Origin of the sequence: Pedosphaera parvula Ellin514, from assembly GCF_000172555.1 — a bacterium.
Classification (GTDB): domain Bacteria; phylum Verrucomicrobiota; class Verrucomicrobiia; order Limisphaerales; family Pedosphaeraceae; genus Pedosphaera.
This window is the reverse complement of record NZ_ABOX02000015.1, coordinates 23644-43452: the sequence shown is the minus strand read 5'-3', so window position 1 is coordinate 43452 and position 19809 is coordinate 23644. Positions and strand designations below refer to the sequence as shown.

Below are 19809 nucleotides of genomic sequence, written 5' to 3'. Positions count from 1 at the left end.
ATTTGCTGCCGACAGGAATAAAATCTTCATGAAAAATCCTTCCCCCTTTTTTGCTTCGCAGTTCATCGTATTAACACTCACAATCGGCATGCTTTTGATTCCCGCTTTATCGGGCGTTGCAGCGCCAGGCGCAACCGTACCGTGGATGACTTACGAAGCTGAAAACATGACCATCAACGGCGGTGCGATTATCGGGCCACCTCCAAGGGCCGTGGACAAAAATGTGGAAATCACCAACACCGTCGCCGCGGAATCGTCGGGAAGATTGTGCGTCAAACTCGCCACTGCCGGACAATACGTGGAGCTGACTGCCCAGGCGGCGGCAAATGCGATGGTCGTGCGCTACAGCATCCCCGATTCATCGGACGGAGCCGGCATTGATTCGACGATAAGCCTCTATGTGAACGGCACGTTCATTCGGAAGGTTCCGGTCACGTCGAAATATTCGTGGCTCTATGGAGGATACACGTTTTCCAACAACCCTGGCGATGGCAATGCACGCGATTACTATGACGAAGCGCGGCTGTTGAATCTCTCCATTAATTCGAACGATCACGTCCGCCTGCAAGTGGATGCGGACGACACCGCCCCCTATTACATCATTGATCTGGTGGATTTGGAAAATGTCGCACCACCGCTCCCCGCGCCGCCCGATTCGCGTTCCGTTTTAAATTACGGAGCTGTTGGAAACGGCATCGCTGACGACACTGTGGCCATCAAGAACTGCGTTGCTGCCGGGCCAGGCATCGTGTGGGTGCCGTCAGGAAACTATCTCCTCACCAACGATGTCGATGTGCCTTCCGGCGTCACGATTCAAGGAGCCGGCATGTGGTACACGACGTTCGTGGGAAATCCGGCCACTTACCTCAACGAACGCGGTCGCGTCCGGTTCAATGGCGCAGGCAGCGACATTCATTTCGCCGACTTTGCGATCATCGGAAAACTCAACACGCGAAACGACTCCCATGCGAATGATGGTTTCAGCGAAGTGTTCGGGACAAACTCGAGCATTTCACGGGTTTGGGTCGAACACACTAAAACTGGCGCGTGGCTGGCGAATGCCAACGGCATGGTGATTCAGGACTGCCGCTTCAGAAACACGCTCGCCGACGGCATCAATTTATGCGTGGGCATGCACAATACCATTGTGACCAATTGCACCGCGAGAAATACGGGCGATGACAGCTTTGCCATCTGGCCCGCGACTTATCGTACGGCTGCCTACGAGGCGGGCAACAACGTGTTCTCACACTGCACCGCGCAGTCGCCGTTCTTCGCAAACTGTGTCGGCATTTATGGCGGTGTCAGCAATCGGGTTGAGGACTGCCTGCTTCAGGACACCCCGGATGGCTGCGGCATTTTGATTGCCGGCACATTTCCCATTGGCACAAATGTATTTCGCGGAATGACCGTGGCTCAGCGCTGCGATCTCATTCGTTGTGGCGGCAATGATCCCGGTTGGCGATGGCGTGGCGCGCTCACGCTCTGTCCAGACGGCGTCACCGTCAATGGGCTGAATATAAACAACATCAATATTTCGAACGCGCTGTCCTATGCGGTTCAGGTTGTTTCGCCGGGGAGTGGAACCTTGTCGAATGCAGGAATGAGCGACGTAAACGTTTTCGGTTATGCGGTGGGCGTTCCACCATATCATCCTGAAGACCCGTTCCCGTTTAACACCAATTATTGCGACGGCGTCTTTGGTGTGTTCGCCCGCAGCGATGCGAAGGGAATGCTCAACGTGAGCGGCCTGACTGTGAACGGCACCAACCTCGTCGCCGTGCAAACCAACAAGTATCTGACCGATTGCGTTGATCAGTCGAGCCAGTTTGCGTTCAACTTTTTGAGCCAGCCCATCACCGTGGCGGTGCAGGCCAATCCGCCGGGGCATTCCTTCTCCGTGGACGGGACGAATTACACGAGCTCGCAATCCTTCAACTGGATACAAGGCTCGACACACATTATTGGCACGACTTCGCCGCAGAACAGCGGCACTGGCGTGCAGGACGTGTGGACTTCCTGGAGCGATGGCGGCGCGATTTCGCACACGATCACGCCGATGGCGAGCACGGCTTACATTGCGAATTTCGCGACGCAGTTTTACCTCACGGTGAACTCCGGCGCCGGTGGCAGTGTGAATCCGGCCAGCGGTTGGCAGAACAGCGGAGCGACCGTGAACATTACCGCAACGCCTGCAACCGGATTCAGGTTCACGAACTGGACGGGAAGTGGAAGCGGTTCCTATTCGGGCCTCAATAATCCAGCTTCTGTCGCGATGAACGGCCCAATCACGGAGACAGCCAGCTTCTTCACCCCGCAAGTAGCGGCGATGGCCTTCGTGCAACAACCGGGCAGTGTGCTGCAGGGTGCGACGATCACACCGGAAGTTCAAGTGCAGGCGCTTGATGAGAATGGCCAACCGGTCATCGGTGCGGGCATCAATCTTTCTCTCGGCAACGGTGTGGGAACTCTCAGCGGAACGTTGACACGATTGACTGACAGCGGTGGCCTGGCTCATTTCAATGACCTCAGCATGAACCAGGCTGGTTCGAAAACGCTCATAGCCACTGCGCTGGCCGGCTCCGCACTATCGAAAAACAGCAGCGCATTCACAGTCATCGGGCCGGTTGCAATGCTCGCATTTACGACGCAGCCCGGTTCAGCGGTTGCGGGCGTTCAATTTGGACAGCAGCCGGTGCTCCGAACCGTGGATTCGGCGGGAAATCCGAGCATCACCGGGTTGCCGGCAAGCTTGCTGGTGGCCGTCACGTTAACCAATGGCAACGGCACACTGCTGGGAACCACTCATTACAACATCGGTGCTGCGGGCAGCAATGGAGTTGTCAGGTTCAGCAATCTCGCAATTGATGCGCCTGGGAGCAGCAATCAGCTTGTCGCATCATTGGCTTCTTCCGCATTCAGCAACTCCGTTTCCGGCGCGTTGCTCTGGCTGGATTCCAACGACGCGAGCACTCTCACCACCAACGGCAACAAAGTTCAGGCGTGGAAAAACAAGGGCATCGGCGGCGCAGGCGTGTCCGGTACGAACCTCTGGTTCACGCAAAACTCAACCGCACTTCAACCCGCGCTTGGCCAACTCAACGGCAAACCGGTCGTCAGCTTCAACAAAAACGGCAGCGGCTTCGGAACCGGCTGCACGTTCCTTGGCAACATCGGCAGGAACTCCTACACGAACAGCAGCAGCCAGATGACTTACTTCGTTGTGGCGCGCCAGTGGGAAAATTCAACCGCCTGGCAAGGACCGGTGAGCTTCAGCGGGAGTGGGCAAATTGACGGCAAGGGAACGGCGGGAGTTGTGGTCCTCACCGACGGCAGCCAGGGCGCGCCGTATCCGTTGGGAATTCAGCGAAATCACGCTACGACTCCGATGCAAGGGAATGTTGCCTCCGCTCCGGTGAACACGCCCTTCGTCCTGACATTCGCGGACAACGCGGGCGCGGCTAGTCTGTTCGTGTCCGAATCTACCGGGCTCTCACGCAGCAACGCCGCGAACATCATCAACGGAATCAGCCCTTACAAATACGCCATCACCGACGTGACGATCGGCGGGCGGCTCGAGCCATCGCCGGGCACAGTAGATAACGGGTGGGACGGCGACGTGGCGGAAGTGCTCGTTTACAACACCGCGCTCAATGCGGCGGATCTGGCAGCGGTGCAAAATTATCTCACGAACAAATGGTTCACCCCTGCCAATGGAATTACTTTGGGCAATGCCATCAGCGCGCCGTTCGCAGTCCTGTCACCCGGCAACCCGCCTCGACGTGCGATTCCTGGAATCGCGGTCAACAGTGATGCTTTCGTGACGATTACGTACTCCACCGACCCGGGATTCCCCTACCATCTCGAAGTAACAACCAACGTTTCGCCGGCGAGTTGGACGCCCTTGGATACAAGCCACACGAACCCATCAGGCAACACCGTCACGTTCACCGACCCGAATCCGCAGCACAGTGGTCAACGTTACTATCGCTCCGTGTCACCGTAAACCAGCAGGTTGTGACTCGCGAAGGCATTGATATCCGGGTTGTCACTGTGTTCGGTATTCAGGGTGCGCCGAGTTTGAACCATTGAGGCCCGATTGAGAGTGGAAGCGTCACCTGCCATTGACCGTTCGAAAGAACAACTATATTGGTCGTGCAAGTCCATGTCGCCGTGGACAAATTGCTCGCTGTGAAGGGCACGAAGAATCCCGTGGCTGCCGGCCAGCTCAGTTTAACGCCGCCCGAGTTGGAACTTATTTCAAGTCGCGGACGCACTTGTTCGGTCGTCAGTCCTGTGAGTGTGAAGTCAAAACTCAGATCGGGACTGGATGCACTAACTTGATGAACTTCTACTGCCAGCATGTTCGTTCCGGGAATGAGCAATGCAGAATCCACGTTACGCTCGAAGAAGGCACGTTCGTCGAAACCATTGACATCATTTATTGCCAATGTACTGGAAGAAATCGCGCCCTCCGGGAGATTCATGCGGTAAAGTTCCTGCCCGTTCAGATAAGCAACAGCACCGTCGTCACGCACGATGCCTAACACCAATGAAAAATAATCAGCCGGATTGGTCACGACGAACGAATTACGAAACCAGGTGGTGGTGTATTTATTGTTCGCATCGCCACCGAAGTTGATGGTTGTCTTTTCACTGCCGTCACCATAGCCCAACTCCGCCGCACCACTCTTCCAACCAGCCTCGTTGAAGCTGTTGCTTGTCCAATTCGCGGCGGGCGCAACGCCGGTATCAAGGTATTTCCAGATCGCGCCGGGCGGAATTAGCAGCGTGGCCCGGCGCGCGGGCGGAAGCCCGGTGACACCATTCGTAGCCATAAAATTCGCATACTCAGCTTCGGTGGGTACCGCGGGAACCAGCCCGCGAGTGCCTCGCAACACATCCCGAGCGACGCCAGTGAGCCACAGCCACCAGTCGGACGGCTTGCCGAGGTTCGTGAGAAACCTTCCAATGTTCGGTGCATGATCGGGCGGGTCATCCGTCATCGGCATGATGGCGGTGCTTTCATCGTATTCGTCGAACATGCCAACGAACAACCGCGTCGCGCCGCTGTTCAGTGCATCGTTAATCGCCTGCCAGTAAAGCGCGCCGCCAGTGCGCGGGCCATAATCGCGCTCACTCTCGCTGGAATATTTTTGGAGGTGCGACCACGATCCACCTGGCGCAACGTGCGGAAAATAGTGAATGTTCCACGCGTTCATCTGCTGGCGGTCGAGGAGGTGATTCTGCGACTGCCAGATCAATCCGCCATCATGAAGTTTAAAATGGTTGCTCCACGTGCTCATGCTGCGCCAAGTGTTGGGCCAGCCGCCGATGACATAGTTGCTGCCGTAAACAGGATCGTTCTTGAAAAAATTGATGATATCGTCGGCCGCGGCAGGCGTGAAATTGTTGTGGGTGAAAGGGAGTCCCCAGACGAACACCACCGCCTTTCCGTTTTCATGCGCGTAGCGTGAATCGTTGCGAACACCGACCACATCGCAGAGCCACCGCCAGTCGTTGCTGATGGTTGTTAGCGCGTTGTTTGTGCCAAGAGAGGAGACATCGTATTCGATCGCCCAGATGCGTCCCTCCTCGTGCGCACCGGCGCGGACATTGGCAAGCGCGAACTCATCGCCACCGAACGCGCCGCCGCTGTTGGCGGAGACGAAACGCTGGAGGAATGCGCCGTCAATATTGTATTTGCGCATCCATTGAAAGTGGCGGCTCACGGTCTTCGGTGTGGTGGAGGAAAATAGTTTTGCCGGCAAGCCGCTACGCGTCTTGATCGTGCCCGAAGGAAACAGTTCGTCCTCGTCGAAGCCGGAGATGTCCGGCCACATATCAGTGTTGTAGTTTGTTGGATTTGCTGAGCCGTTTTTGAACCAATGAAACCAGCCACTGTCGGCCAGATCGTTCGGTGCACGAAACCAGCCCTGGTAACCAACCATGACTTTCTGATTCAACGTGTTGTTATCCACATCAGTCCGCGTCGGACCGGAGTAAGGTTGCAACCATGGCGCAGCGAGAACGGCCTGGAATTGTTCGTTGGTGAACGGGAAATTCTGAATCGTGCATCGCTGCATGGACAATGGCGGCTGGCCTCCGAGACCCAGACGCAGATCCGCTCCGGTGCCTTGACGATGACGAAAATCCGGCGACTGCAAAACATAATAGGCATGCACGAACGACTTCGTGTCCACGCGCGAAGTCCGAACGTGCCGAAGCGAGCTCGCATACGCCCCGCCGGATATGGAATCGTATTGCAAACTGATCTGGCCGTCGCCTTCGTCGTAATAGACCGCTTCAAGATAAACAGGCATGCCCGGGGTGTAAGTGAAAGTATTGGTCGGCACCGCAAAACCGATGAAGGAACTGCCTGGAACGTTCCGCCACACTGTTTGGCCGCCGATGTTCGTGGTAATGATGGATTGGTCGCAGCAACTAATCGGTGTGAGATTCACCGTGTTCGCGGCTGGCGACGACAAAGCAAGGAGAAGGGCCAGGTGAATAACGAGGAAACAGCGCAACCCACCAGGCACGGCGAAACATGCCTGCCTCCCAACGACAAGGACAACACCAGTGGTAATGCACAGAAGCTTCATCGCAACCTTTTCCCGAGAAACCCGTTTCGCGGCAAGTCCCCGTTTACGGGGAGGCCACGCGGAAAAAAGTTGGTTCATTGCTTGGAATGGGAAACGAGAATATCTCTTCGGTTCCTGAAGCGGTGACCGTGCTTCCTGGCACTGTTGCCCATGATGCAGGGGATAGCGAGGCGCTGGACTCCAAATGATACATTCCTCCGGAAGTCGTCTCGTATTTGATCGTCACGTTGCCGCCATTGACTTCAATGCTCTTGATTTTCCTACCAGATACTCCAATGCCCTGCGCGGAAATCGTCGTCTTGCCAGGGTTGATATTGTTGTAGTCTATATTGAGTGTACCGCTACCGCCATAGGCTGTAATCTTGCCGGCGTCTTTAAGCGAATTGATGATTCCTGTCTTGTCTCCGTTCACAATTATTGTTCCCCCGGCGATGTCAATGTGAGAGGCGCCATTGACTTGATTGGTGCCGTCCCATTTCAACAAAAACAGCGTGCCACCATTCATGTAAATGTAACCTGTACCGCCTGAACCCAACTGCCAATTCCCGTCTGGATGGTTGGTAACCGAAGCTGTGCCACCATTCATGATGAGCGTGCCGACGCCGCCGGGATCCTGGCCGACCCAAAGGTGCAACATGAATTTCACGTTGCCGCCGTTTTCAATGATCATTGAGCCTGTGCCGCTGCCGCCGATTTGCGTCCAGCCGATGTTATGAATGTCGCCGTTCGTATCACCGGCTGTCAGGTCGCCGCCATTGGTGACAATAAGCGTTGATGGACCGCCGCCGTTGGCGATGGTGATTTGGCACCCGCCAGCCACGCCGTCCACGATGCACGGACCAACGGTGCTGTTGTTGATGAAAGCCTTGTAGCCGGACACCGGCACAGTGCCGCCCCAGTTTGCCGGATTGCTCCACAAACCCGGATCCGGCCCGCCCGGATTCCAGGTAACCCCGGTTTGCGCGTGGACGGTTGATGCGAGCATCGCGATTGCGACGACGCAGGCAGCGAATGCATTTCTCATTGGTGGTGGCCTTTCGTGTTATTTGGGTTCGAATCAAATTTGCGGGTCGATCATTCTTGCGCGCTCGACCATTCCTGGGCATCGTACGCTGGCTCGCTGATGGGATCGCTCGAAATCTTTCCACCGCCAAAATCCTGCAACGGAGTGTTCGGCGTCAGTACGCCCCAGAATTGTCCCCAGGTAATCCTGCTTGGCAAAGACGGTGCGGCGTGGCCGTCAACGTAAATGATGTTCACACGTTTATTATGTTTGGCATGGGCGGTTTGGAGCCGTCCGTTCATTCCCGAAACGCCCCGGCCCGGACCAGAGTAGCGCGCCCAAACAGTGTCAAGCCACGCAGCGTCAGCGCTACTGTCCCCGCTGCCGGCATTATTTGGATCGTTCGAACCACTGACGTCGGAAATGGCGACCACGTCGGACGGCCGACTGACACTGGAAGTTTTGAAATACTGCGTTTTCATATCGCCGGTCACAGGGTCCGCGCCGCCAAAAACTCCGATTTCGTTGAAGCCGTAGGAAAGGAATCCTGTAATGCTGGGATCGAACTCTCCCGGTTCGGTGGTATAGGTCAGGCCGCGTTTCCGCTTGGGGCACACCCAGACTTTGTTGTTCGGCATGTACAAAACCAGCATCGGCGCGATTGTGTTCGCCCCGCTGTTGACGCCCGAGCCCTTCCATTCGCCACCGCATTTCAAACCTTTGGAGTTCACATAAGGAGGCGGCGTCCACCATTGAACCGGCGTTGGGAAAATCTCGCTGCTGTCGGACGCATACATCAGAACTGCAAGCCCTATCTGTTTGGTGTTGCTCAAACAACCGGCAGCGAGGGCCTTATCTTTCGCCTTGCTCAGTGCGGGAAGCAGCATCGCAGCAAGAATGGCAATGATGGCGATTACGACGAGCAGTTCGATCAGGGTGAAAGCATGATGGAACTGATTAACGACAGGCTCTTTTTTTTGACTGGTCATGCAACAAAGCTGCTTTTGGGGTTTGCTTATGATTATCAGTTGGCAGCCTGCCGTTGCAGTCCCATGAAGTGGGGACGGCGTAATGGCGGAGCAGCGTGAACATACCGTCCCCATTTCATGGGACTACCAGACAATCTTCACGTCGTTAAGCTTCGATACGTTCCACGTTTATCTTTTCCAGGAAGAGCAACGCTCGTACGCGACGCGTCAGCACTATGGATTTGTGCTGCCGTCAGCCGCGCCGTTAATGACGGAATCAGATTTCAGTTCCATCGCGATGCAGATTACAAACTGAGCCCAGAAAGGAAAATCATGAAAACCAAAACCCTCTTCGCAGCAACGTGCCTTTTAGTCGCGCTTATCACGCGAGCAAGCCATGCGGCAACAATCTGGAGCACTGCCACTGCCAACAGGGACATTCATTGTGGATAACACGGGTGTCGCAGCAGCCCGCAATGAGAATATGTCGGCGTTGACTTTCAGTGCCGGTGATGGCGAAGTGCGACCCACTCGTACCACTGCTCAAAACGCATTCGTTACCTTTTCGTCCCTGGCTTCCCGGTCAACAGGCGCTGTGGGGATTTTTGACAATGTCGGTGGCACACTGGGCACGTAGAACAAAATCACATTGACCAGACAGACTGCTGGATTCCTCAATCAAAGAGCGCCTCGTTCCCGGATCTTAGTGCGACCACTGCTCCATTCACCGTAGACAAGGCCGTATCGTCCGCCGCCCTTGCCTCTTCACTCAATCCTTCAGGTTTCGGCGACACCGTGACGTTCACCAACACGGTTACAGGTGTCGCGACTCCGACGGGCGATGTGATTTTCCGCACCAATGACACGGCGTTGAGCGCCGTCGTTTTGAGCAGTGGCGTCGAAACGAGCGTGACTACAACGAATGGCACGCCGCTGTCGAACAACGGCACTTTTATTCTTGTGTCGGCAAACAATGTGGATGAGGCCTTTACTTACACGATCCACGATGGTCAGGGCGGTACGAACAGCGGCACCGTGCTCATTTCATTGCTACCTGCCGTTCTTTGGCGACGCCAGCGGAAGCGTGACAATCACAGCATCAAACATCACAGCTGTTCTGTCTGGCATCCACGATTACAGCTACAACGTCCAACGCGCCACCAATGTGAACTTCACATTGGGCGTTACCAACTCCCCCCCCGTCACGGCCTATTACCGCCTGAAGTGCATTCCCTGAACCAAAAACGATAGGTATCCGCCTTTGGAACAGCTAGATGTGAAAGAACCCGTTGTCGCCGTAGGCCTGATTATTCCCACCACGTCGGCACGAAGACCACGTTGCACAGCTATGATTTTACTCTCGACTTCTTGTGCTAATAATTTTGCTTGTATTACCAATACTTTGCGTTGGACGCGAGCAACGGAAGCCGAATCTGAGATCACGTCTGGACTTTGGAGGAAATTGTCGGTTTAATCAGCTAAACCACCGACGAAAGGAACTCGATGCGGCTACAACTGCCCAAAGTAATGTTTCAATACGCAGGAGCGCGATTTCGATGCATTGCAGCGCTTACCAAAATCATTGCCGCCTGTTTTTCCTAAACAGATAACCTGTTCAGTGAATAGGAAGGTTTAACCGAACATCACCGAATATCGAATTTTCAAGCCGACCGACCACCGAATTGTGAGAGCGATCTACAATGCTCTTCGACTTTTCAATCGGGAGCCAGAAAGGCCACTCGAGTTCGACTCAAGTTCGATTGCTGCCTTACGTTTCGGGCGTACTTGTGCATTCGGTTTCGGCCTGGTCTGGCTGCTGGCTACATCAGTGACGCAGGCCACCACACTCTGGAGTAATCCTGAAGCAACTCTCATTTATAATTCAGGGTCGGGCAGCGACATTCTCAAGGGGGCTTTGAAACGTGACGATACGGCGCGCGACACGCTCTATTTCAAATTCCATATTGCGCCTCTGTCCGATTCCAAGACTGAAGAGTACTTCGCTGCGTTTGAACTTTTTGAGACGGATACAGAACGACTCGCCGTGGGAAACGCACTGGCTGCATATGCGTATAGCGCGTTTTTCAAAACGGGCGATGCCGAAACGACCGCTCCAGCATCCAGCTATCTCGACCTGCACTCGTCAAGCCATGATGATGTGGTGACCGGACAATCACCGCATTACGAGTTTCCTCGCCGCGGCGTGGAACGAACCATCATTTTCAAGGTGCAGTATGTTGCCGGCGGGGACGATCTTGTTACTGTCTGGCTCAATCCGGATCTCAGCGTGGGAGCGACGGAAGTGCACCAACCCGAATCGCTGACCACGCGCTTCAATGCAAATGCATCCTTCGATGAAATCCGCCTGCGTCATGGCGGCGCGGGAGAAGGCTGGGTTTTCAGCGATCTTGCGATTGCAACCAGCTTCTCTGATTTCGTGGACCCAAGCAGTGCGATGCCCATTGAAGATGAATTGAACTTCTTCTTCAATTCGCAACGATTCGTTGTTGAAACCTGGTTGCGTGAGCCGGGGATGCCCCGCACAGATCTTCGCGCTCTCGCGCAAACTGCCGACGGCTATCTCTGGCTCGCCAGCGATGACCGCGTAGTCCGATTTGATGGCGTGCGATTTGTGCCGTTTGAGACACGAGCCGCAACCGGCGGCGGCATCGTTCAGACTCTCTTCGGCGACTCGCAAGGGGCTTTGTGGATCGGCACCACCGACAGAGGGCTGACGCGCTACGCGAACGGTGAATTTGAAACGTTTACTGTCCAACAAGGACTGCCATCAGCCAACGTCACTGCGATTGCAGAAGGTGACAATGGAGAAATTTTCGTTGGCACAAGCTCGGGTCTGGCCGTCTGGCGGAGCAGCCAGCCCCATTCCATTGCGGGCGCGGGAGACATGCAGGGCAAGGCTGTGAAATCGTTGTTTCGCGATCGCGAAGGCACGCTTTGGATTGCCGTGTGGAACGCTGGAATTTTTCGCTACCGGAACGGTGCGGTGTCACAATGGCCGGAAGGAACTTCCGACGAAACGTTGCAAAATCCGCAATCGGTGGTGACCGACGGTAAAGGTCGAGTCTGGATAGCCGCCAGTGGCGATGCCGTGCTTTGCCATGATAAAGGACACTGGCGTCGGTATCGGATTCCACGCAACAGCCAATCGCCGCATGTCAGAATTCTCACGTCCGATGCCGAGGGATCTGTTTGGGCCGGATCAACGAGCGAGGGGTTGTATCAATTCCGGGAGGACACCTTGACGCCGGTCAATGCCAGTGCTGGATTTCCAGTGAACGAAGTGAGCGCGATGCTCGTAGATCACAGCGGCAACCTTTGGATCGCCGGTGGCTCCGGACTTCATCTACTTAAACGAAAACAGACTTTTCAACTTGGACAGGCGGAAGGCTTGGGCAAAGGACCCGTGGCGAGCGTCGCTGAAGTAGCGCCGGGTTTGATTTGGGCCATCCAGCCGGAGCATGGGCTTCTTGGTTGGGAGGGAGGAAGCTTCCGCCGCCTTTCGGTTGCCGGGTTAGGCCCTGAGGATTCAAATTTTCGTGCCATGCTGGTGACGCGTGATAAAGCCTGCTGGTTGGCTTGCGGCAAAGGCTTGTTACTGATTCGCGATCCTCAAGCAGTCGCCGATGAGAGCCAACTGTTCCAGTTGCCAGGTGTTAACATTACGGCGCTCGCCGAAGGTAATGACGGAAGCATTTGGGCGGGCACGCGTGAAGGACAGATATTGCGACTCGATCAAGGCCGTTTGCGGATACACGCACAATCAGGATCGAAAAGTCCGGTGGTCGCAATGGCAGCGGAAGCGGACGGCCAAATTTGGGTAGGCACTGATGGCGGGGGACTTTATCTCGTTGGAGAAACTGGGTTGGTAAATTTCAGCGACAGACTCCTTAGGACTTCGATCCAGGCATTGCATCGGGACGCTAAGGGAACGCTTTGGGTCGCCATGGTCGAGGGAGGACTCGCGGCCGTGGCGAATAAGCAGGTCTCAGTCTACCCCCTGCCCTCCGGACTGTCCGATAACAAAATCTACGGCCTGTTGGAGGATCGCGCTGGGCGACTGTGGTTGAGTCACCGCGGCGGAGTTACCTGCGCGGAAAAGCCTTCAAGCCCTTCCGACGGTCTGGCTGTGCTTGGATCCTTTCCATTTGGCAATGGCTCGACCGAAAACCTCCTGCAAAGTCCTGGTTCAAACACAATCTACCCAAAGGGCTGCAGCAGCAGTTCAGGATGCCTTTGGTTCGGTAATTATAATGGGATTACGGTCGTCGATCCGCTCGAATGTGCCGTCGCGACGAACGGGCTTGTGCTGTTGCTCGAAGAAGTCATGGTTGACGGGCTTCCTGCAGCTGGATTTAAGCCGATAGCAGCCTCGTCACGATCAGCGAAAAGCCGAAAATCTCCAGCGTTTCATGTCGGGCCAGGACATCATCACCTCGAGTTACGCTATTCAAGTCCGCACTTCGAAAACCCGGAGCAATTGCGCTTCCGCTATCAAATGAAAGGTTTGGATCAGCAGTGGACCGAAGCAGGCAGCTCTCGCATAGCTCAATACAACTATGTGCCCGCCGGTGATTATCAATTCATCGTTTCGGTTGACGGAGCGAATGGGCGTCACGCCGAGACGGCAGTGGACTTCTCGGTCTCCCCTTATTTCTGGCAACACTGGTGGGTTCTCTCCCTGGCCAGCGTGGGCTTGCTTGCGAGCGTCATTGGCGGGGCTCGCTATCTGGAACACCAAAAAATGAAGCGTCACATGAAACTTCTGGAAGAAGAGAATGCACTGGAGCGGGAGCGCACACGCATTGCGCGGGATTTGCATGACGAAATAGGCGCCAAGCTATGCCGCATTTCATTTTTGAGCGCGCATGCGGCCCGACTCGACAATGACAACGACGAACTCAAGGAACAGATTTGGGCGATCGAACACGACTCCCGCGATTTGTTGCATTCGCTGGATGAAATTGTTTGGGTCGTGAATCCGCAGAATGACACGCTTGAGCATGTCGCTTCCTACATCGCGCAATACACGCAGAATTATTTCCAGGGCACCGGCTTGAACTGCGAACTGGAAATTCCGAAAGAACTGCCACATTTCCCGGTTTCGTCCCAGACGCGTCATCACCTTTTTCTCGCAGTGCATGAAGCATTAACGAATGTGTTGAAGCACTCCGGAGCAAACCGGGTAAAGGTAACTATCGCCTGCTCCGATGCCGTACTGCGAATCCAAGTGAGAGACGAAGGCAAGGGATTTGGAGAAACAACCCGGGCATCCCAAACACGCGAATCGGCGGATGGTTTGCAGAACATGCGCCAACGCCTGGAAGCCATTGGGGGACAATGCCGGATTCAATCCACGCCTGAACACGGAACGGCTGTGGAATTCAAATTGCCATTAAATCGAGAAGCCAAGGAAAAAGTAAAATGATCACTGTATCCATCGTTGACGATAATCAAAAGTTGCGCGAATCCATGATGACATTTCTAAAAGGCACCCCGGAGTTCCGCTGTATAAGTGCCTACGGAAGCGCGGCGGAGGCGCTGAAGCATCTGCCCATTGAAAAACCCGATGTGACATTAATGGATATCAACATGGAAGGCATGGACGGTATCGAGTGCGTCGTGCGGTTGAAGGTTGAACTGCCGGAAATGCAAATTGTCATGCTGACGGTGTACGAAGACACCGACAAAATCTTCCGTGCGCTTTCAGCTGGGGCAAACGGTTACATTCTCAAACGCGCCGCGCCGGCGAAATTGCTTGAGGCCATCCGCGACGTCAGTGCGGGTGGCTCTGCGATGTCGAGTTCCATCGCTAGAAAAGTTGTGGCATCATTTCAGAAGTCGGCACCTGTTTCACCCACCGAAGCCCACCTATCGCCGAGGGAGCAAAATGTCCTGGACTGTTTGGCAAAAGGGATGACCTACAAAGCCATTGCCTGCGATTTGGGCATTAGCATCGAAACCATCCGTACGCACCTGAAACGAGTCTATCAGAAATTACACGTCCAGTCCCGTACTGAAGCAGTGGCAAAATACATGCGGCGTTGAAAATCTCTTGCGTCCCCAGTTCATGGGACTATTGGGTCCCAAGCCATGGCCTAAAATGAAGATATGAACACACCCGATGGGCAGTCCAAGCCGAGTTTGGCTGTTATGCAACTTCAGCGCAAAGTGACTGCATTTACGCTTATTGAATTACTGGTCGTCATTGCAATCATTGCCATACTGGCTGGGCTGCTTCTTCCGGCACTGAGCAAGGCCAAAGAGCGCGCCCAGTCGATTGCGTGTATGAACAATAAGAAGCAACTCGGCCTGGCTTGGATGATGTATGCGGGAGATAACAACGAAAGACTGGTGCTCAATCAGGATTGGCCTCAACTTGGCAGCCCTTCAGTGCCTTCCTGGGCTTATGGAAATCTGACTTGGAACGCAAACCCACAAAACACCAATACTTTGAATTTGACAGACGAAGCCAATGCTCTGCTCGGCACTTATACCGCAAAAGCCGTCAAGATCTATCGGTGTCCGACGGATAATTACCTGAGCCCCCCTCAACGGTCGGCAGGTTTTGAGCAGCGCAGTCGCAGCGTGGCGATGAACGGCGCCGTCGGCGGGGGCTCCAAGTACACGGGATTTCCATTCAGTGCCTCCTATTGGTGGGCGACCAAAAGTTCGGATCTGGTCGTTCCAGGCCCATCGGAAAGTTGGGTATTCACTGATGAGCATCCTGATAGCATTGACGACCCAATTCTCTACACCGACGCTGGAGCGACCAATGGGACGGGTCAGTTCACGGAGCTTCCTTCAGGCAACCACAATAAGGCTTGCGGCATGGCTTTCGCAGATGGCCATGCTGAGATCCACAAATGGAAGACTTCAGAAACCTTGCGGCCAGTCACCTACACACTGGTGCAACAAGTCAACGTCACGGCGAATGCCGATTTGGCATGGCTCGCTGCGCATACCCCTAGTCAGAAATAGTGCGAACGACCCGGGTTGGATCGGACAAGGTTGGTTTCGGAATTGACTGATGAAACCTCTGGTTGCGAGACTTGGTGCATGAAACTTTCGCGACAACTGGCGGCGGCTTTCACCTTGCTCATCGCTCTGCACTCTGTCGTTGCTTACGCGGCCTCCAAGCCTTTGCTGGTGCATTATCGACCGTGGTTTGTCGCGAAGCCATTCACAGATCAATGGGGTTGGCATTGGACCATGGCGCATTTCGACCCCGATCATATTGACGCGACCGGGCAACGACAGATTGCCTCTTGGTATCACCCCCTCATAGGTCCGTATGATTCTGCGGATCCCAATGTGCTCGAATATCACTTACTCCTGATCAAGTTGGCCGGAATCGATGGCGTAATTGTGGATTGGCATGGTGCGGACGATTACCTTGATTATGGTGCGAACAACGAACGCACGAAGGCGTTATTCAAAGAGGTGCGCAGAGCGGGCCTGAAGTTCGCGCTTTGTTTCGAAGATCAAGTGATCCAAGGACAGGTTGCACAAGGTCGACTGACTACATCGAACGCAATCGCTCATGCGCAGCAAACGCTCCTTTACGCGGAAACAAACTTCTTTACGGACCCGTGTTACCTGCGACAGGCCGGTCGGCCAGTCCTGTTGAATTTCGGGCCGCAATACTTCAAAGGCACCGGACAGTGGGAACAAATATTCTCAGCGTTGAAGGCCACGAATCAGCCCGCATTCTTCACTGAAGACTATCGGGTTTCGGCAGGCGTCGGTGGCTTTAGTTGGCCGCCCATGTGGCTGAGTCTGTCACCAGGGTCTCGGGGAGTTTTGTCCGTGTCGGCGTTGCAGAATTATTTCGACCGTTTCGAGGAGCGTGCAGGCAGTTGGCCCGCCTCCATCAGCAGCGCTTTTCCCCGGTTTCATGATATTTATCAATCCGCCGGTGTGCGGAATTATATCGGGTACTTGGGCGATCGGAAGGGACGAACTTTTCGCGAGACCCTTTCACGCGCGCTGACAAACGCCTCAACCATGGTTCAGATCGTAACCTGGAATGATTTTGAAGAGGGCACAATGATTGAGCCAACAGTGGAATACGGATTCCGAGATCTTGGCATCGTTCAGGAACAGCGGAGGCAGTACCTCGACTCCAGTTTCTCATTTGGTACAAATGATCTCAGCATTCCTTTTCGCATTTACCAACTTCGCACTGCGCTGCCAACTGACATCAAGTTGAACGCTCAGTTAGATGCCATTATTGAGTCGGTATTTAAAGGAGAACTCGAGACGGCTCGAAGAAACATCGACGGATTGGAAGCGCACTATTCGAAGCGACGTATTGAACAGACGCGCTAACTGTTATCAGCAGCGTGATTCCGTGGCAGAGCGTCAGACTATTTGTAGGTGGCGCGAAGTCGCTGTGTTAAAATGACTGCCAAAGATCATTTCCAAAAAGAGTGGAGAGAAGCTTCTTGACGCGTACCGTTTCCGAGTAAAGACCGCAGGGTTGGTCAAGCTGGAGTCTCGCCGAAACCCGCTGCGACGCCCATAATCCATGGCAAACCTTTGGTCTATGCAACAATTTTACGCCCTGAGTTTGATCCCCCACTTTCGGGGATGTTGTTAGCGCCACTTGTGAAGTAGCATTCGAGTAATTTCAAGCGTAGAATGGCAATTCAGTCCTAGTGGCAGTGTTCCGAATCAGCTTCGGAACGCTTTCAATTGTTCTTTCTGTGCCTCATTCAGAAGACCACATCCTATTAAGAGTTTGCCTTCGAATCGCGGGTTGTTAAACTTCCAAAGATTGCCCCCTGATGAAGACCAATTTGCTTTTTTTTCGATGACCAGACCGACAGTAAAAAAGATTCTGATCCTGCTGGGAAGTTGGATTGGTTTTCTTGCGCTCGCTCATTCGGAGCTTGCCAGCAATACCGCTGATGGATTCGAAATCCGTTCTGCTTCCGCCGCCAATAAACAACTTTCGATACGGCAAAATGAAGTAAACCTGGGAGCACTTCCAACACAAATTACATTTCGTTTCTGGCCGCGCACCAATAACCCAAGCTCGACGATGCGCGTTCGCTATAAATTGGAAGGTTATGAAGATGTCTGGCACGACGGGACCAGCGAAATGTTCGTGGCAATCCGCTTTTATAATGAAGCCCAAGATCAGGTTGGTCAGAAGGTATTCACCGTAAGTGGTGAGAGTGTAGGATGGCGTGGCTCCCTGGCCACCTCCTCTCTGACGCATCGCCGTGAAATGTTCACTTGCCCGCCCGGCACGGCACAATTCTGGGTGGTGATCACCTCGGCGGGTCCTCCCGCCGCTGTGGGAGCGTACATCGTGGCGAACCTGAAAGTGTCAAAAATCACCACCAACGGACCACCAGTTGAGCTGATCACGTGGCCGTTGGATAGCGAACCCCGGACCGCTGCCGAACCTGCGGTAGTGAAGGGTTGGAGACCCGACGGCGGACGTCCCAGCATGGCCAGGATTGTCACCATTGGAGAGAATCCTTCTCAAAAAGCGTTCGGGATTTTTGATACAGACGGCACTACCCACGCTGAGTGGCATACCACAGTGGATGCTGCTCCACGGGCGCAACCAGGCGATCAGATGCTGATCGAATGGGACGAGATGTATAGCATTGGCGTGAATGACATGACCGCAGCCCACTTCAGTGCTCTGCCGGTTGGCCGGTACGTATTGCATGTCGAGAATTTCGATGTTCTGGGGCGCCCCACAGGGATCCAAGCTTCACTCAACGTAATCGTTCCCCCGCCCTTTTGGCTGAAACCAGCCTTTTGGGGATTTGTTATCACCTTGCTGGTGGTGCTTGTATTGGGCATTGGCCGGTATCTAACCGCCCGCCGGATGCAGCGCGAGGTAGTCCGACTCAGGTGGCGGGAGGATTTGGAAAAGGAGCGTCTCCGTATTGCTCGGGACATTCACGATGATCTGGGTGCAAGGCTGACGGAAATATCACTGGCGAGTGAGTTGGCGAAAGGCAAACAGAATTTGCCTAAGTTTGCTACAGAGGATTTTGACCAGATTTCCGGCATGTGCCGTGAGATGGTTACGGCACTGTATGAAACGGTCTGGGCGGTAAATCCAAAGAACGACAACCTGGATGCATTAGGTGAGTATCTTTGCCAGATCAGCATTCGTCTCTGTGAACAAGCTCATTTGTCCTGCCGCCTGCAAGTCGCAGAATTGCCCAAAAATGTAGAAATCTCCAGTCGCGACAGGCATAACATCGCCATGTCGGTGACGGAAGCCGTTCACAATGTCATTAAGCATGCGAAAGCATCGGAAGTGATCCTCAGCGTCGATTTTGAGTCGGAAGTTTTAAACATCTCTGTTCAGGATAATGGCTGCGGCTTTGTCGAGGCGAATGTTCCGGGGCGAAACGGCTTAAATAATATGAGGGAGCGCCAGGCGAGCATCGGGGGAACCTGCCGCGTCGAAAGCCGGGCGAGTGGTGGAACAACCGTTTATATACGGGTAACGATCGACTCCCGGCATCAGCACAGTTGAACAATCGTCACCAGACAAACTTAAATTATGAAAAGAAGAGTTGCAGTAGTGGAAGACAATCAGCGATTACGCCGACAACTGTTGCAAATTTTGAGCCAGTTTGAAGATATCGAATGTGTGGGCAACTACGGCTCCGGGGAGGAGGCGCTGGAACAGATTCCGCACAAGAATCCGGAAGTCGTGCTGATGGACATCAAGCTGCCGAAGATGTCGGGAATTGAATGCGTCCATGAGCTGAAGAAAATCATGCCGTTGGTTCAAATTATCATTGTGACTGTGTACGAGGACAGTGAATGCATTTTCGACGCCATAAAAGCCGGGGCCAATGGTTACCTGATCAAGTCGGGTCCGCCTGAACGCCTCATTGAGGGCATTCGCGATATCGCTTCCGGCGGCTCTCCTATGTCGGGTCATATCGCCAGAAAAGTGGTAGGTTATTTTCGCACGCTTGGACCCGCGACCGGAAAAGCCAAACCCCTTGCTCCTCGCGAAGAACAGGTTCTGACTCTATTGGCGTCAGGTTACCTCTACAAAGAGATTGGAGCTAAGCTGGGCCTGAGCGTGGAAACCGTCCGCACTTATGTCAAAAATGCATGCACAAAAATGCATGTGCGCAGCCGGATCGAAGCGGTTGCCAAATACTGTGGCAAGCACTGAAGCCAGCGGGTCCGGCCAATGAATTCCTAGCTGGACCGCCCTTCC

14 protein-coding genes are annotated in these 19809 nt (G+C 54.3%); 10 read left to right on the top strand and 4 right to left on the bottom strand.

Annotated features, from left to right (window positions below; all coding sequences use genetic code 11):
- The first annotated feature begins 28 nt into the window (after positions 1-28).
- Positions 29-4006, top strand: coding sequence for a glycosyl hydrolase family 28-related protein (locus CFLAV_RS32290; RefSeq protein ID WP_007415317.1), 3978 nt, complete (start codon positions 29-31; stop codon positions 4004-4006).
- A 58-nt stretch (positions 4007-4064) separates the two neighbouring features.
- Here the strand turns inward: CFLAV_RS32290 and CFLAV_RS13585 are convergent, their stop codons facing one another.
- From CFLAV_RS13585 to CFLAV_RS13575, 3 genes are read right to left on the bottom strand one after another with little or no spacing between them, the layout of a single operon-like run.
- The gene (locus tag CFLAV_RS13585; protein ID WP_007415315.1) at positions 4065-6605 is read right to left on the bottom strand and encodes a glycoside hydrolase family 99 protein; all 2541 of its coding nucleotides are present in this window, start codon (positions 6603-6605) and stop codon (positions 4065-4067) included.
- 43 nt (positions 6606-6648) lie between these two features.
- Entirely contained in the window at positions 6649-7629 is a 981-nt protein-coding gene (locus CFLAV_RS13580; protein ID WP_007415314.1) for a hypothetical protein, read from the bottom strand.
- A gap of 50 nt (positions 7630-7679) precedes the next feature.
- Positions 7680-8597 carry a prepilin-type N-terminal cleavage/methylation domain-containing protein gene (locus tag CFLAV_RS13575; protein WP_007415313.1) on the bottom strand — a complete coding sequence of 306 codons (918 nt, stop codon included), beginning with the start codon at positions 8595-8597 and terminating at the stop codon, positions 7680-7682.
- 82 nt (positions 8598-8679) lie between these two features.
- Here CFLAV_RS13575 and CFLAV_RS13570 point away from each other — a divergent pair, with 82 nt between their 5' ends.
- Together CFLAV_RS13570 and CFLAV_RS13565 are read left to right on the top strand one after the other, a co-directional pair.
- Positions 8680-8892: a hypothetical protein gene (locus CFLAV_RS13570; RefSeq protein ID WP_007415312.1), complete on the top strand. Its 213-nt coding sequence runs from the start codon at positions 8680-8682 to the stop codon at positions 8890-8892.
- An 81-nt stretch (positions 8893-8973) separates the two neighbouring features.
- Positions 8974-9213, top strand: coding sequence for a hypothetical protein (locus tag CFLAV_RS13565; protein WP_007415311.1), 240 nt, complete (start codon positions 8974-8976; stop codon positions 9211-9213).
- Between the two features lie 37 nt (positions 9214-9250).
- Here the strand turns inward: CFLAV_RS13565 and CFLAV_RS34910 are convergent, their stop codons facing one another.
- Positions 9251-9526 carry a hypothetical protein gene (locus tag CFLAV_RS34910; RefSeq protein ID WP_007415310.1) on the bottom strand — a complete coding sequence of 92 codons (276 nt, stop codon included), beginning with the start codon at positions 9524-9526 and terminating at the stop codon, positions 9251-9253.
- Between the two features lie 29 nt (positions 9527-9555).
- On the opposite strand from CFLAV_RS34910, the gene CFLAV_RS34905 reads away from it, so the two are divergent.
- The 7 genes from CFLAV_RS34905 (at position 9556) to CFLAV_RS13530 (ending at position 19764) form a co-directional block, all read left to right on the top strand.
- Positions 9556-9813 carry a hypothetical protein gene (locus CFLAV_RS34905; RefSeq protein WP_150107406.1) on the top strand — a complete coding sequence of 86 codons (258 nt, stop codon included), beginning with the start codon at positions 9556-9558 and terminating at the stop codon, positions 9811-9813.
- A 447-nt stretch (positions 9814-10260) separates the two neighbouring features.
- Entirely contained in the window at positions 10261-14022 is a 3762-nt protein-coding gene (locus CFLAV_RS13555) for a sensor histidine kinase (protein ID WP_007415308.1), read from the top strand.
- Positions 14019-14642 (top strand): response regulator, encoded by a 624-nt coding sequence (locus CFLAV_RS13550; RefSeq protein WP_007415307.1) that lies wholly within the window; start codon positions 14019-14021, stop codon positions 14640-14642. Before CFLAV_RS13555 ends, CFLAV_RS13550 begins: the two co-directional genes overlap by 4 nt.
- Positions 14643-14705: 63 nt before the next feature.
- Positions 14706-15575: a prepilin-type N-terminal cleavage/methylation domain-containing protein gene (locus CFLAV_RS13545; RefSeq protein WP_007415306.1), complete on the top strand. Its 870-nt coding sequence runs from the start codon at positions 14706-14708 to the stop codon at positions 15573-15575.
- A gap of 78 nt (positions 15576-15653) precedes the next feature.
- The gene (locus CFLAV_RS13540; protein ID WP_007415305.1) at positions 15654-16925 is read left to right on the top strand and encodes a glycoside hydrolase family 99 protein; all 1272 of its coding nucleotides are present in this window, start codon (positions 15654-15656) and stop codon (positions 16923-16925) included.
- A gap of 484 nt (positions 16926-17409) precedes the next feature.
- A complete protein-coding gene (locus tag CFLAV_RS13535) occupies positions 17410-19107 on the top strand; it encodes a sensor histidine kinase (RefSeq protein WP_007415304.1) in 1698 nt (565 codons plus the stop codon).
- A gap of 27 nt (positions 19108-19134) precedes the next feature.
- Positions 19135-19764 (top strand): response regulator transcription factor, encoded by a 630-nt coding sequence (locus CFLAV_RS13530; protein WP_007415303.1) that lies wholly within the window; start codon positions 19135-19137, stop codon positions 19762-19764.
- Positions 19765-19809: the final 45 nt, after the last annotated feature.

What these genes read in the sequence shown, in the direction of transcription:
- CFLAV_RS32290 (WP_007415317.1), top strand. Translation starts at nt 29, where the DNA reads ATGAAAAATCCTTCCCCCTTTTTTGCTTCGCAGTTCATCGTATTAACA.
- CFLAV_RS13585 (WP_007415315.1), bottom strand. Translation starts at nt 6,605, where the DNA reads ATGAAGCTTCTGTGCATTACCACTGGTGTTGTCCTTGTCGTTGGGAGG.
- CFLAV_RS13580 (WP_007415314.1), bottom strand. Translation starts at nt 7,629, where the DNA reads ATGAGAAATGCATTCGCTGCCTGCGTCGTCGCAATCGCGATGCTCGCA.
- CFLAV_RS13575 (WP_007415313.1), bottom strand. Translation starts at nt 8,597, where the DNA reads ATGACCAGTCAAAAAAAAGAGCCTGTCGTTAATCAGTTCCATCATGCT.
- CFLAV_RS13570 (WP_007415312.1), top strand. Translation starts at nt 8,680, where the DNA reads ATGGCGGAGCAGCGTGAACATACCGTCCCCATTTCATGGGACTACCAG.
- CFLAV_RS13565 (WP_007415311.1), top strand. Translation starts at nt 8,974, where the DNA reads ATGCGGCAACAATCTGGAGCACTGCCACTGCCAACAGGGACATTCATT.
- CFLAV_RS34905 (WP_150107406.1), top strand. Translation starts at nt 9,556, where the DNA reads ATGAGGCCTTTACTTACACGATCCACGATGGTCAGGGCGGTACGAACA.
- CFLAV_RS13550 (WP_007415307.1), top strand. Translation starts at nt 14,019, where the DNA reads ATGATCACTGTATCCATCGTTGACGATAATCAAAAGTTGCGCGAATCC.
- CFLAV_RS13545 (WP_007415306.1), top strand. Translation starts at nt 14,706, where the DNA reads ATGAACACACCCGATGGGCAGTCCAAGCCGAGTTTGGCTGTTATGCAA.
- CFLAV_RS13540 (WP_007415305.1), top strand. Translation starts at nt 15,654, where the DNA reads ATGAAACTTTCGCGACAACTGGCGGCGGCTTTCACCTTGCTCATCGCT.
- CFLAV_RS13535 (WP_007415304.1), top strand. Translation starts at nt 17,410, where the DNA reads ATGACCAGACCGACAGTAAAAAAGATTCTGATCCTGCTGGGAAGTTGG.
- CFLAV_RS13530 (WP_007415303.1), top strand. Translation starts at nt 19,135, where the DNA reads ATGAAAAGAAGAGTTGCAGTAGTGGAAGACAATCAGCGATTACGCCGA.